A 13,123-nucleotide genomic window follows, 5' to 3' on the forward strand; every position below is an offset into this window, starting at 1 on the left:
TTTGATGTTTGGGTCAGTGTGAAAGGGGGCGGTAGGTGGTGGGGCCGGTGCAGGTAAAGCCAAGCTGCTCAGGATCGCCGATGCGTTCCGAATGGCCCAAAAACAAGGCCCCATCCGAGGCGAGCGCCTTGTGCATCCGGGGCCAAAGTTTGGCCTGGGTTTCGGCATCAAAATAGATCACAACGTTTCGGCAAAATATCGCATCAAACCGCCGCGACATCGGCCAGGCCCCCAGCAGGTTCAGCTTCTTAAAATGCACCATCTGCTGCAATGCGGGCAGTGGGGTGAAGTGCGGCTCACTCGGGTCAGTGTCATCACGTTTGAAATATTTACTGCGCAGCGGGCCAACGACACCATTCATCAACCGCTCTGGATAGCGGGCGGTGCTGGCAAACTGGATCACCTCAGGGTCGATATCCGTGGCTAGGATTTTCACCTGGGCAGCACAATCTGGCACGGTCTCATGCACGGTGATGGCGGCTGAGATGGCTTCTTGTCCGTTGGAACAGCCTGCAGACCAGATCCGCATCTGTTTCCCAGATCTCAAGTCGGCGGCACGTTTTGTGATCTCTTGGGCCAATGTCTCATAATGATGATTTTCGCGAAAAAAGTGGGACACGTTGGTTGTCAGCGCGGATATCAGATGGCGCCGCTCCGCCTGTCCCTGATCAGATTTCAAAAGCGCCGTATAGGCGCTGAAATCGGCCAATTCCAACGCGCGCAAACGGTGGCGTAGGCGCGAACAGATCATGGAGCTCTTTTCTTCAACCAGCGTCAGGCCGCTTTCGGCGTATGCCAGCTCAGCAATTGCCCGAAAACTCTCTGGATCCAGCTTGGTTGCTGTTGCGGATGGGTTCATGCAGCAACTCCATCCACAGCGTTGATTGTCGTGCTCAGGTCAAGAACGCGGATCATGCGTTCATCCACCAGGGTGAGCGCGCTGACCACTGCTTCAGCCGCCGTCGTCGACAGCTCAGGCGGGGGCAGCAGATCGTCTTGGGACAGCGTGATGATGTCTGAAACCGCATCGACCAAAAGCCCCGTCATCGTGTCTTCTTGTTTGACGACGATGATCACATTGCGCTCCGTCTGTTCGCGGGTGGGCAGGTTCAACCGGCTGGACAGGTCCATCACCGGCAGCACGGTGCCGCGCAGGTTGATCACACCCTTCATGTAATGGGGGGCATGGGGCAGGGCGGTGGCCTGTGTCCATCCCCGGATTTCGCGCACGGACATGATATCAAGCGCGTATTCTTGTTCAGCGATCCAGAACGTGAGCAGTTCGATGTGCGCGGCGGATTTGGTCATGCGGAAAGCCCTTCTTGAGCGGGCGGCGACAGGGGTGGCATCACCTTGCCCGCGTTATTGATGATGTCGGATGGATCAAGGATCAGCGCGATTTGGCCGTCGCCCAGGATTGTCGCAGCGGCGATGCCAGGGGCGCGGTAAAAGCTGTCCTCCAGCCCTTTGATCACCACCTGGCGCTGGTCCAGGATGTCGTCGATGACCAGAGCAGCACTGCTTTCATCGTCATAGGCGATCAGCAGCGCCACCGCGCCATCGAAATCCGTTGTGACGGGCCGGTAGCCCAGGGCGGCACCCAGATCGAAGATCGGTACGAAACCATTGCGGACCTCAACAACATGGGCACCGGGGCGCACCATTTGCACGTCCGATTGCTTTAGCGACAGCGTCTCAACCACCAGATTGAGCGGCAAGACGAGCGTTTCCTTGGCCACTTCGATCACCATGCCGTCCAGAACCGCCAGCGTCAGCGGCAAGGAAATGGAGAAGGTCGTGCCCTTGCCTGGCTCAGACGTGGTGGTGATGCGGCCCCCAAGGGCCTGAATCGCGGTGCGCACGACATCCATGCCAACACCCCGGCCAGATAGGTCTGACACCACAGAAGCGGTCGAAAAGCCCGGCAGGAACAGCAGGTTATCAATCTCACTGTCGCTGAGAACCGAGTCGGCGGGGATCAGCCCGCGCTCAACGGCGAGCTTTTGCACCTTAGGACGGTTGATGCCGCCGCCATCATCCGACACCTCAATGATCACCCGGCCAGAGCGGTGCGCGGCAGAAAGGTTGACGCGCCCCTGTTCGGGTTTGCCTGCAGCCTTGCGTTCCTCTTTGGTCTCAAGACCATGGTCAACCGCATTGCGGATCATATGGGTCAGCGGATCGGCGAGGCGCTCAATGACGGTTTTGTCGACTTCTGTTGCTTCGCCGAAGGTGTGCAGACGCACGTCCTTGTCCACGGCTGAGGAGGCTTCGCGCACGATGCGCGACATGCGCTGAAAGAGTGATTTCACAGGCTGCGCGCGGATCATCATCACGCTGTCCTGAATATCCCGGGTGAGCCGCTGGAATTCTTCCAGACCGCTCATCGCGTCGGAGTGGGGGAGAGGCCGGATTGCTCCAGGCTTTGGCTCAGCATTGCCTGATTGATCACCAATTCCCCAACGAGGTTTACCAAACGTTCAATGCGGTCCAGATCCACACGCACCACAGATTTCGCGGCAGGAGGGGTCGATTTGGCCGCTTTGGCTTCGGGGGCGGAGGCCGGTTCGGGCGCGGAAGCTGGTTCGGGATCCGGGGCCGGTTCAGCCGCCACAGGAGCCTCCGCAAGGGGCACCACTGGCGGCGGGGCCGCCTCGAACCCGGGATCTTCTACGGGCTGGGGCGCATCTGGGAGCGGATCAGGCAGCGCATCGGGGTCTGGCAGCGCGGCCTCAGAGGCTTGCCGCTCGATGGTGAGGGTGCACAACCCCTCAACAAACTCAAAGACAGAGGCGATTTCGCTTTCGTCAACGTCAGTGCGCAGCGCGATGCGCCATGACAGATGCGGTACTTCCGGTGTCAGCTGGGCAAGATCAGGCAGGTCGCGCAGCGTGCATGTCACCTCTGCCTCCCCCAGCTCTTGCAGATTGCGCAAGAGCAGCATGGGTTCGTTGCCGGTTTCAAAAAGGTCGGCCTGCGGGGTGAATTCGATCTCATAGACGCCAGCGGCATCTTCTGCGGTCCCTATCGGTTCTGGCGGCGGCAGGTCATCAAGCTGGAAGGGTGCATCCTGATTGGCGCCATCGTCCAACCCCAGATCCAAAGACAAGCCCATGGGCTGAAACTCAATCTCTTCCTCTGGTGCGTCCTCTTCCGCCGGGACATCCCCCAGGAAGGCATCCAGCGCGACCAGCAGACTGGCGGTCTTTTCCTGAGGCAAGGCTGCGCCATCGCGGGAAATGCGGACCAGATCGCCAAGGTGATCTGCGGCTTGAAAGAAGACCTTCAGCGCCTCCGGCGACACCTGCAACCTGTCCGCGCGCACCTCATCCAGAACCGTTTCATATCGGTGAGCAAACCGCACCAACCCTTCCAGGCCAAAGGCGCCAGCGCCCCTTTGATCGAGTGTACCGCGCGGAAGACGATGTTGATTGTCTCAGCATCGTTTTCGCCGTCCTCCATCATCTGCAAGCCATCTTGCAGGGCTTCCAGCAATTCCTCACATTCGATGAAGAAGGAGGCGCGGATTTCTGCCATTGGATCGTTTGACATCGTTGCCTCCTATCCCGCGACCATTTGCAGGGCTTTGACCAGTTTTTCAGGGTCAAACGGTTTCACAATCCACCCGGTTGCCCCGGCAAGGCGGGCGCGTTGCTTAAGCTCTGGGGCGGCTTCGGTGGTCAGGACGAGGATCGGTGTCGCGCGGTGTTTGTCCTGTTCGCGCACGGCGTCAATGAAGCCAAATCCATCCATCCGGGGCATATTGATGTCAGTGATGATCGCGTCTGGTGTGATCCCGTCCAACACCTCAATGCCGTGCACCCCATCATCTGCGGTGTGCACCGTGAACCCTGAGGGCAAGAGCGCCAGGCGGATCATATCGCGCATGGTGCGGCTGTCGTCGACGGCAAGGATTTCAAGGCTCATGGCGCACCTGCACAAAGCTTCTCAGGGCTTAACCCCATGCTGACCAGATGCGCATGCGCCGCCTCTGAGATGTCAGTGATGGTCAGGGTGTGGCCCGCGCGCTGCAGACTTTGCGCCGTTGCCAGACAAATCTGCGCGCAAAGCGCGCCCAGCAGTGTCACACCGGACAAATCCAGCCGGATATCACCGCCAGAACGGTCCAGCATTTCAGCGTGAAAGGATTTTGCGGCCACCAGATCAAGCTTCCCGACCGGGGAAACGCTGTCCGCTGCAGGATCAGGCGTTGAGGGGACAGTTTCTTGCATAGAACGCTCCGCATCGGACTTGGTTGCGCAGGTTCTAGGGGCCAGGCTGTTAATTCCGGGTTACTGTCAGCGGGCTCAGGATCATTTTACCCCAACAGACGCGAAAGCCCCGCGCAATGGCGGGGCTTTCATCGGGAAAACTCAGGTTTCGTTACGCTCTGCGGCGTCCACCGGCACGGCCACCGCGGCCACGACGGCCTCCGCTGCTTTCTTCACCGGGCTTTGGCGGCGCTTTGTTAAAGCGGATCCATTCGCCCCCATGCGGATCGCGATCAAACAGGAAGTTCGCCGCACGAATCGCTTCCATCTCTTTGCCAGGGCGGGGCAGGGTCGATCCCATGCCGAAAAGCTGAACAAAGGCCTCATCGTCCATGCCTTCGGGCAGAACAACACCCAGTGCTTCGACCTCAGCACGCTTTTCTGCGACCTTCTTGGCGTTCACCGGCAAGGCCACCGGGTTCATGATCGCTGAGGTCATGCCGGCGCCCATAGCCATGGGCAGGAAGGCGTTGTTGATGCCGTGCCGGTTGGGCAGACCGAATGAGATGTTGGAGGCGCCGCAGGTGGTGTTCACCCCCAGCTCTTCGCGCAGGCGGCGCACCAGCGTAAAGACCTGGTGACCGGCTGTCGCCATCGCGCCGATGGGCATGACCAGCGGGTCCACCACGATGTCATGGGCCGGGATGCCGTGATCTGCGGCACGCTCCACAATCAGCTTGGCCACGGCGAAACGCACGTCCGGGTCCTCAGAGATGCCAGTGTCATCGTTAGAGATCGCCACAACGGGCACGTTGTACTTCTTGACCAGCGGCAGCACCTGCTCCAGCCGCTCTTCTTCGCCGGTGACAGAGTTCAAGAGAGGACGGCCTTCACAGGCCTCAAGCCCCGCCTCAAGCGCGCCGGGGACTGAGCTGTCGATGCAAATCGGCAGATCGGTTACGGCTTGCACACGTTTGATCAGCTCAGGCATCAACACTGGCTCAACAAAGTTGTTGTCCGCATAGCGGGGGTCTTCAGCCATTTTGTTGGAAAAGACCGCGCCAGAGTTCACGTCCAATACGGTGGCACCCGCGTTGGCCTGCGCCACGGCATCCGCCTCAACACGGGAATAATCGCCGCGCTCCAGCTCTTCTGACAGGATCTTGCGGCCTGTGGGGTTGATCCGCTCACCAATGACGCAAAAAGGCTCGTCAAAGCCGATTACTGCGGTCTTGGTTTTGGATCTGACAATTGTCCGTGTCATGGGCGGTCCTTCATGCGGCGTTTGCAGGGACGGCAGAGCTGCCGCCGTTTTCGATGGCCCAATTGGCATTGGTCTTGATCCCGCCCAGCGGGAAGAAGTGCACATGGGAGATGTTGAAATCAGGGTTCGCCGCCTTGTGCGCGGCGAGCGCGTTCAGCACGTCGGTCGGCTCATATGGCAGCAGCAGCTTGGTCACATCCATCGCGCGCTTTTGCAGCACCTTCAGCGATGGACCAACACCGCAGGCAATGGCGAACTTGATCAGCGTTTGCAGCTTGGCAGGGCCCGCGATGCCGATGTGGACGGGCAGGGTGATGCCTTGGGCCTTGAGGCTGTCGGCCCATTCGATGATGGGGCCTGCATCAAAGGCGAACTGGGTGGCAATCGCCATCTCAGCGTCTGTACGGGTCTGGAAATCGTTCTTCCATTTCAACGCCGCATCCACCTGGGCCATACCGCCATCAGGGTCGATATCGCGGTTGCCTTCTGGGTGGCCCGCGACGTGCAGGCGTTCAAAGCCTGCTTCATCAAATAACCCGGTTTCCATCAACTGCATGGAGTCGGTGAAATCGCCATGCGGCTTGCTCACGCCACCGGCAAGCAACAGCGCCTGTTTCACATCCGCTTCGCCCTGATACCGGGCAATCCAGTCGGCCAGTGTGGCCTTGTCCTTGATGATGCGCGCAGGGAAATGCGGCATGACCTTGAACCCATCCGCATTCAACCGCTTGGCCGTCGCCACCATATCCTCAATGGGGGTGCCTTCGATGTGAGCGATATAGACCCGGGTCTGCGCAGGCAGGATCGCGCGGAAATCTTCGACCTTTTCCGCCGTGCGGGGCATCACCTCAATGGAATACTCCTTGAGAAACGCCTCAACCTCAGCGCCAGCGGTAGGGGCCTCTGCCGCATCTTTGCGGCGGAAGTTCAATAAAGCCATGATGGTCTCCCTTATCATCCGAAAAGCCTTAGGCGTCAGCGCCTGCGGCCCAACCGTCATTTGCGATCAGCGCTTTGATGCGCTCTTTGTCGTATTCAGCATCCAGGCGCGCCGCCTCAGCATCGGCGATGGCGTCAGGATCCCCTTCCACGGCGACCGGATCAGCCTTGCGCCATTCGGCCAGATAGGCATCTGTATCCTCTGCGCCAACCTTCATCGCCGCGCGGTCAATCGCTTGCTCAAACCGTTCTGGCAATTGACGTTTTGACCCACGGCGCCCCTTGCCCACAATCACTTGGGCGGGGATGTCGCGCCAGTAAACGATGGTGACGTCAGGCATGGTGATTCCTCTGCTTGCTTTTCTCGCTGTGTATCGGTTGCAAAGCCAATCACAGCGCCGTTTTTCGACTTCCGGCGCTTCATCCGCGACCAAGCGCACCCTAGGTGAGCCAGCGACCAAGAACGAGGGGCAGGGGGCGTCAATATTCTCATGATGATTGTGAACATCTGTTGGAATGCACGCAGCGCCAATGCTACCCCTAGCGCATGACCGCATCCCGCTCAGCATACATTCTGTGCAGCGCGCCGCGCAGTGGCACGACCCTGCTGTGCGATCTGCTGACCCAAACCGGGGTGGCGGGCTGGCCAAATTCGTTTTTCAGACAAAAGAGCTTTGAGGATTGGTGTGCGGAGTGGCAGATCACACAGCCTGTTGATCTGCAGGATGCCGCCTTCACGTCGGAATACTTTGCCGCGGTGGAGCACCACAGACGCGGGGAAAACGGCGTTCTGGGCGTCCGCATCATGGGTCCTGACCTGGACGTGGCGTGCGACTGGCTTGGGCGGCGGCACCCCAATGCCCTCTCATGTGCGGCTCGGTTTGAGGCCGCCTTTGGCCCCACGCGCTTCATCCATCTGTCGCGGCAAGACAAAGTGGCCGAGGCCGTCTCCTATCTGCGTGCCGAGCAGACCGGCCTGTGGCATGGCAGGCCCGATGGCACCAGCTTGGAGCAAATCGCCCCGTCCGAGCCCAATGGATATGACGCGGACAAAATCACCGCGCTTTTGCAGCTGCTGAGCGGCTTTGACCAGAAGTGGCGCGACTGGTTCGCGGCGGAAGAGATCACGCCGCTGCGCCTGACCTATGAAGCGCTGGCAGAGGATCCCATCGCCACCCTGCGCGATGTTCTCCGCTTTATCGGTCAGGACCCGGCCTGCGCGGATAGCGCCACCCCCGGTGTGCGCAAATTGGCAGACGCCACCAACAGGGATTGGATCGCTAGATACCGCGAAACTCATCCCGCCGCTTGAAACCCTTGCAAGTGCGACCTTCACGCTTGCGCGGTGACACGCGCCCCACTACGTTAGGGCTAACTCGATATGAAAGGCGCGTAAGATGGCGCCACAGCGTCCCAAAGGTGCGGGCGCGCTCGATAAGGACAGAAAACCGGCTCTGAGCCCCGCGCCAGTTCCGCCCAGATCGTCCGAGCTATATGCAGCCCTTGATCTGGGCACAAATAGCTGCCGCATGTTGATCGCCCGGCCAGAAGGCAACGGCTTTCATGTGGTGGATAGCTTCTCAAAGTCCGTCCAATTGGGGGCAGGGCTTGAGAAAACCGGGCGATTGTCGCGCGGATCCATGACGCGTACCGTACAAGCCCTGCGCATCTGCCAGCAAAAACTGCGCCGCAACAAGGTCAAGCGCATGCGCTTGGTCGCGACAGAGGCCTGTCGCCGTGCCCACAACGGTGCTGAATTCATGCGCCGCATCCAGCGCGAAACGGGTCTGACCCTGGATATCATCTCACCCCAGGAAGAAGCACAGCTTGCCGTCATTTCATGCGCGCCGCTGGTCAGCCGAAAAACTGAGAACTTGTTGGTGGTCGATATTGGCGGCGGCTCAACTGAGCTGGTTTGGATCGACATTTCAAGAGTGCCCAAGAAAGACCGCGCGCACAGCATCATGCGCCTGCACGCGGGCTTTGATCAGGTTAAGACGGAGCTGCCGTCGGCCAAAGTGGTGGACTGGATCTCAGTCCCGCTGGGCGTGGCCACCCTGCGCGACCAATTCAACGATGTTGAGGATGACGCTGCACGTTTTGCCCTGATGAGCTGGTTTTTTGAAGAAAATCTGCAGGATTTTAAGCCCTACCAATCGCCACAGACCCAGGAGCGGTTTCAAATCGTCGGCACCTCGGGCACGGTCACAACTGTCGCGGCAAGCCACCTGGGGCTCAAACGCTACGACCGCACCAAGATTGACGGGTTGCGCATGACTTCTGAGCAGATCGATAAGGTGATCCATTCCTATCTGGCGATGGGCCCGGACGGGCGCCGCGCCGATCCGCGCATCGGATCAGACCGCGCCGCCTTGATCATGTCAGGGGCGGCGATTTTGCAGGCCTTGATGCGGGTCTGGCCCACCGAACGCCTAAGCGTCGCCGATCGCGGCCTGCGCGAGGGACTGCTTTATGCACAAATGAGCGCGGACGGCGTTTTGACAAAGGGAAAATTCTGAGATGGCAAAGACACCGTCAGGCAAAAACACCTCAGGCCGCGGCCAGCGCGAGCTGAAGGTGAAAGTAAAATCCGCCCGTGGCCGCAAGCTCAGCTCAACCCGCTGGCTGCAGCGGCAGCTGAACGACCCTTATGTCAAACGCGCGCAAGCCGAAGGTTATCGTGGAAGAGCGGCCTATAAGATCATGGAATTGGACGACAAATACCGTTTCCTTGTGCCCGGTGCGCGGATTGTCGATCTGGGGGCGGCACCGGGTGGTTGGTGCCAGGTTGCGGTCAAGCGCTGCAACGTCCTGGGCGAGAAAAGCGGCAAAGCTCAGGGCACGATCCTGGGGGTGGATTTGCAGGAAATGGAACCCATCGCAGGCTGCGAGCTGCATCAGTTGGATTTCATGGAAGATGACGCAGACCTCAAGGTCAAGGAATGGCTGGGCGGCAAGGCGGATGTGGTGATGTCCGACATGGCCGCAGCTTCATCGGGGCACAAGCAAACGGATCACCTGCGGATTATCGCGTTGTGTGAGGCGGCCGCCTATTTCGCCTTTGACGTCCTCGACGAAGGCGGCACCTTTGTCGCCAAGGTTCTGGCAGGCGGCGCGGAGGGGGATTTGCAAAAGCTTCTCAAACAGCGTTTTGCAAAGGTGGCCAACATTAAACCACCGGCCAGCCGCTCTGACAGTTCTGAAAAATTCGTGGTCGCCACCGGCTTTCGGGGCTGAGAAACGAACCCCGGAATTAACCTAAGATTAGCGCGCTTTTGCGTAGGGAAGGGCATCCGTCAACGGATGTCATCCCAATCAATCTGAGGTTTCGCCATGTTCAAAAAAGCGCTCTTTGTTTCCCTGTTGTCCTTTCCGGCCTATGCATCAGACGTGCCGCCGGCGATGTCGCAATACATCTACGACGATCTGATGGCCTGGGTGAACGACGCCCGCATCGTCGCCGCTGTGACAGAGCAGAACCGCAAAACCGGCACTTTCAGCGAAGGCGACGTGCGCGACCAGGATGATGCCTGGCGGGCCGAGGTTGGGGCCGCAGCCACACCGATGATTGATGCCGTCCTGAACGCCCCGCTTTCTACGTTCTTGCGAGAACATCAGGAAAAATCCGCAGGCCGCATCACCGAAGTGATCGTGATGGATGGCCAAGGCCTCAACGTCGCGGCAAGCGATGTGACGTCCGATTATTGGCAAGGGGATGAGGCGAAATGGCAGGAAACCTATCTGAAAGGCTCAGGCGCGGTTTTCATTGACGAGATCCAGCTGGATCAAAGCACGCAAACCTATCAGGGCCAGGTCTCATTCTCGGTCACGGATCCCGCCAGTGGGAACGTGGTAGGCGCGATCACCGTGGGGCTTGACGCGTCAGCCTTCTATTGAGCGTTGATCAAAGATATCAGCAAGCGATGGCTTGCCTGAGACGGGCGCGCGGACGGATCCGGGCGCCCGCAATGAAGCCACGGCGGAATTGATCAAGGGCATCGCTGTCGCCTCATCCAGATAGCGCGCCCGCGCGGGTGCCGAATGCTCAGCCAGGGTGCTGCCCACTTGCTTTTGCCGCAGCAGCGCAAACACCCGCGCGTGGCGGTTATGAGGGTTTGCAGATGGCGTCGTCATCACGTCAGTTCCTTGTTGTTGCAGCATAGCATGACAGGAAAATGTGTCTGCCTTAGGTCCGCGACGCGGCATTTGGATGAGTGGTTAACGCCCGGCATCCTTGGACTTTGCCAATCGGAGTACGCCCGGCAGCCACGCATTAGGCCAGTGCCAGTACATCAGAAACTTGCGATAAGCCGTTCAAATGACGTGGAATTGTGCTTCGCTTTGCGAAATGTCGTGCCCGCGCGCCAAAAGCGTCTTGCCCGTGCCCGCGCAATTGAGGAAAGAGCGTCATCACTTCCCGGCGCGCGTTGCCTTGCAGCGCTGCAAGCGCTTGGGGGCCGGGATAGAAGCTTTCAGACGGGGCGCCGTTTGCGAAGACAATCTGGTGCGCATCAAACAGCATATGCACATATGTGACGCGCCTTGTGCCCTTGGCCACCCGCGCGGCACCACCGTTTAAACCCGCGAGGTGTTTTGCCCGAAAGAGCCGTTCTTCCCCATCCTGACACAGCAGCACCCCATGCTGAGGAGAGACCTGCAAAGGCTGCGCTGTCCCAAGCAGTTTTGGCCCCAACCAGACGGGTTTGAGATGCGGGTGTTGCGCCAGCACATCTGGCCCCAGGTGACGCCTTCCCAGCCAAAGAATGGCCTTGGGCCCGTTGTCTCGGGTCAGCACCAAATCGCCGCGGCGCAACTGTTCTATCGGCACGTTGCCCCGCGGCGTGGCAATCAGCGTGCCGGTGGTAAAGCAAACCACGCCTGTGTTGTCTGCCCTGAAAGAAGACCGTTCGGCGTTTGAAAAGGCCAGACTGTCGCCGTCCGCCATCTCAGTATTATCGCTATAATCGCCCGTTGATTGGTTCAACGCGCCATCATCGTCAAAGTCGGCACGCAGCTCGACAAGGTTGGTGTAGTAGCTGCTGAGGTCGACGAAATCGTTGTTCGTCGTATCCCCATCACCCAGCGCGCCGGAATTGCCGCTGTTAAAGTCGGTGATCGTGTCGGCACCATCGCCAACGTTGAAGACAAATGTATCGTCACCATCACCGCCCGTCAGAACATCATCGCCGGTGCCGCCTTTGAGGGTGTCATCTCCATCGCCTGCGGTCACACTGTCTGAACCGTCTCCGGCCTGAATTGTGTCGTTGCCGCTGCCGCCGGTGACTATATCATCGCCGTCCCGGGCCGTGACCTGCATACCGGAGTTGTCCAGCACAATCGTATCGTCGTGGTTGGAGGCATCAATCTGCTCAATGCCGATCAACCTATCACCCGCCGCGTCCCCGCCAGCCTCGGCGGCACCATCGGTCAGGTCAATGTTCACGCCCGATCCGGAAGACGTATAGCTGGCAATGTCGTAGTTGCCTGCAGAGCCATCTAACGTGTCCGCTCCCGCTCCGCCCTCAAGGTTTGCGTATCCATCGCTTTCGGTGTTGTTGGAAACCAGACTGTCGTCACCGCCACCACCCCGGATCGTGTCTTGTCCATCCCCCGTGATCAGCGTGTCGTTGCCAGAGCCACCGACAATTGAGTCGTTGCCACCTTGGCCGTCAATCTCCAGCCCAGTGGTGTCCAGGTCGCCATGCACCACATCGTCCTGATCCGTCAGAATAATCCGCTCAATCTCAGAAAAGGAAACGGTGTCGGGGCCGTCGGTGATCGTGCCTTCTTCGTCGCCGGTAGAGGTGACGGTGACCGGGCCGCTCAGCCCGCTCAGGTCGATCAGATCGTTGTCGGTACCGGTTTCGCCGCCCGCTATCGTGTCGTCGCCAAAGCCGTCCTGAATAACAAACAGATCCTCGCCAGCGCCGCCCTCAAGGCTGTCATCGCCCGCCCCGCCAGTGATCGTGTCATTGCCCGAACCCCCGCCAATAGAGTCATCACCCGCGCCGCCGGTGATTATGTCGTCGCCGTCTCGTGCATCGATATCCAAGCCCGCGCTGTCGGCCGACCCGTCCACCACGTCATCCTGATCCGTCAGGATAATCTTCTCAATTTCAGAGAACTGAATGGTATTGCCATTGCCGTCGGACACAACGCCAGACTCGTCGCCGGTGTAGGTCACCGTGACCCCGTCACCCAGCGCACTCAGGTCAAGCACGTCGATATCCGACCCATCGCCATCTTCGCCGCCGACGATGGTGTCATTGCCAAACCCATCCGATACCAAAAACGTGTCGGATCCGTCGCCCCCGTCGATGCTATCGTCACCGGGTATGTCTAAAACACTGACATTGTCGATGGACACCGCTCCTAGCTCAGTTGAGCCGGGATCGTCCACATAGCGGAACTCGATATCCGTGGTGGGACCCGTCGCGGTGAAGTCGATGGTCTGGTCATCTGCGCCATTGCCGGAATTGTAGGTCGCAACCACGACCCCATCCACGACAACCTCTAGCGTGCCGATATCCTCCGTGCCGCCCGAGGTGCTTCGGAACGCATAGTCAAACTCAAGCGTATAGGATTCGCCGGCTTCGGTCGTGATGGTCTGGGTGGCGCTGCCATCGCCGTTGCCGCCGATACCGTTCGTGCCGCCAATGGCAAGACCCGCGCTGTCGATGTGGCCGCCATTTGTGACGTCCCAGCCTGA

General features: G+C 59.5%; 16 protein-coding genes. 4 read left to right on the top strand and 12 right to left on the bottom strand.

Translation table 11 applies throughout. The features are described from left to right. Positions 1 to 13: 13 nt before the first annotated feature. The 10 genes from ACZ1HM_RS11250 to ACZ1HM_RS11295 form a co-directional block, all read right to left on the bottom strand. Complete coding sequence (locus ACZ1HM_RS11250) at positions 14 to 859, bottom strand: CheR family methyltransferase (RefSeq protein WP_472742850.1); 846 nt, start codon at positions 857 to 859, stop codon at positions 14 to 16. Further along, positions 856 to 1,308 (bottom strand): chemotaxis protein CheW, encoded by a 453-nt coding sequence (locus ACZ1HM_RS11255; RefSeq protein WP_472742851.1) that lies wholly within the window; start codon positions 1,306 to 1,308, stop codon positions 856 to 858. The genes ACZ1HM_RS11250 and ACZ1HM_RS11255 overlap by 4 nt, the downstream gene beginning before the upstream one ends. Then, entirely contained in the window at positions 1,305 to 2,387 is a 1,083-nt protein-coding gene (locus ACZ1HM_RS11260; protein WP_472742852.1) for a chemotaxis protein CheA, read from the bottom strand. The genes ACZ1HM_RS11255 and ACZ1HM_RS11260 overlap by 4 nt, the downstream gene beginning before the upstream one ends. Then, a complete protein-coding gene (locus ACZ1HM_RS11265; RefSeq protein WP_472742853.1) occupies positions 2,384 to 3,364 on the bottom strand; it encodes a hypothetical protein in 981 nt (326 codons plus the stop codon). The genes ACZ1HM_RS11260 and ACZ1HM_RS11265 overlap by 4 nt, the downstream gene beginning before the upstream one ends. Further along, positions 3,286 to 3,552, bottom strand: coding sequence for an Hpt domain-containing protein (locus ACZ1HM_RS11270; RefSeq protein ID WP_472742854.1), 267 nt, complete (start codon positions 3,550 to 3,552; stop codon positions 3,286 to 3,288). The genes ACZ1HM_RS11265 and ACZ1HM_RS11270 overlap by 79 nt, the downstream gene beginning before the upstream one ends. A 9-nt stretch (positions 3,553 to 3,561) precedes the next feature. Continuing rightward, on the bottom strand, positions 3,562 to 3,927 hold the full coding sequence (locus tag ACZ1HM_RS11275; RefSeq protein WP_472742855.1) for a response regulator: 366 nt from the start codon (positions 3,925 to 3,927) through the stop codon (positions 3,562 to 3,564). Then, positions 3,924 to 4,232: an STAS domain-containing protein gene (locus tag ACZ1HM_RS11280; RefSeq protein ID WP_472742856.1), complete on the bottom strand. Its 309-nt coding sequence runs from the start codon at positions 4,230 to 4,232 to the stop codon at positions 3,924 to 3,926. Before ACZ1HM_RS11280 ends, ACZ1HM_RS11275 begins: the two co-directional genes overlap by 4 nt. Positions 4,233 to 4,383: 151 nt before the next feature. Next, positions 4,384 to 5,475: a methyltetrahydrofolate cobalamin methyltransferase gene (locus ACZ1HM_RS11285; RefSeq protein ID WP_472742857.1), complete on the bottom strand. Its 1,092-nt coding sequence runs from the start codon at positions 5,473 to 5,475 to the stop codon at positions 4,384 to 4,386. A gap of 10 nt (positions 5,476 to 5,485) precedes the next feature. Next, the gene (locus tag ACZ1HM_RS11290; RefSeq protein WP_472742858.1) at positions 5,486 to 6,415 is read right to left on the bottom strand and encodes a methylenetetrahydrofolate reductase; all 930 of its coding nucleotides are present in this window, start codon (positions 6,413 to 6,415) and stop codon (positions 5,486 to 5,488) included. 28 nt (positions 6,416 to 6,443) lie between these two features. Beyond that, positions 6,444 to 6,755, bottom strand: a complete 312-nt coding sequence (locus ACZ1HM_RS11295) for a virulence factor (RefSeq protein ID WP_472742859.1) — start codon at positions 6,753 to 6,755, stop codon at positions 6,444 to 6,446. Positions 6,756 to 6,961: 206 nt separating this feature from the next. On the opposite strand from ACZ1HM_RS11295, the gene ACZ1HM_RS11300 reads away from it, so the two are divergent. From ACZ1HM_RS11300 to ACZ1HM_RS11315, 4 genes are all read left to right on the top strand, one after another. Continuing rightward, positions 6,962 to 7,726 (top strand): Stf0 family sulfotransferase, encoded by a 765-nt coding sequence (locus tag ACZ1HM_RS11300; RefSeq protein WP_472742860.1) that lies wholly within the window; start codon positions 6,962 to 6,964, stop codon positions 7,724 to 7,726. A gap of 85 nt (positions 7,727 to 7,811) precedes the next feature. After that, complete coding sequence (locus tag ACZ1HM_RS11305; RefSeq protein WP_472742861.1) at positions 7,812 to 8,933, top strand: Ppx/GppA phosphatase family protein; 1,122 nt, start codon at positions 7,812 to 7,814, stop codon at positions 8,931 to 8,933. 1 nt (position 8,934) lies between these two features. Then, positions 8,935 to 9,651 carry an RlmE family RNA methyltransferase gene (locus ACZ1HM_RS11310; RefSeq protein WP_472742862.1) on the top strand — a complete coding sequence of 239 codons (717 nt, stop codon included), beginning with the start codon at positions 8,935 to 8,937 and terminating at the stop codon, positions 9,649 to 9,651. Positions 9,652 to 9,747: 96 nt separating this feature from the next. After that, complete coding sequence (locus ACZ1HM_RS11315) at positions 9,748 to 10,311, top strand: hypothetical protein (RefSeq protein ID WP_472742863.1); 564 nt, start codon at positions 9,748 to 9,750, stop codon at positions 10,309 to 10,311. On the opposite strand, the gene ACZ1HM_RS11320 is transcribed toward ACZ1HM_RS11315, so the two are convergent. After that, positions 10,297 to 10,548, bottom strand: coding sequence for a hypothetical protein (locus ACZ1HM_RS11320; RefSeq protein ID WP_472742864.1), 252 nt, complete (start codon positions 10,546 to 10,548; stop codon positions 10,297 to 10,299). The two genes, ACZ1HM_RS11315 and ACZ1HM_RS11320, sit on opposite strands and share 15 nt — an antisense overlap. Positions 10,549 to 10,687: 139 nt before the next feature. Continuing rightward, positions 10,688 to 12,919: a Hint domain-containing protein gene (locus ACZ1HM_RS11325; RefSeq protein WP_472742865.1), complete on the bottom strand. Its 2,232-nt coding sequence runs from the start codon at positions 12,917 to 12,919 to the stop codon at positions 10,688 to 10,690. Between the last annotated feature and the right edge of the window lie 204 nt (positions 12,920 to 13,123).

The sequence above is a fragment of the Sulfitobacter sp. GN1-4 genome, from assembly GCF_055693825.1.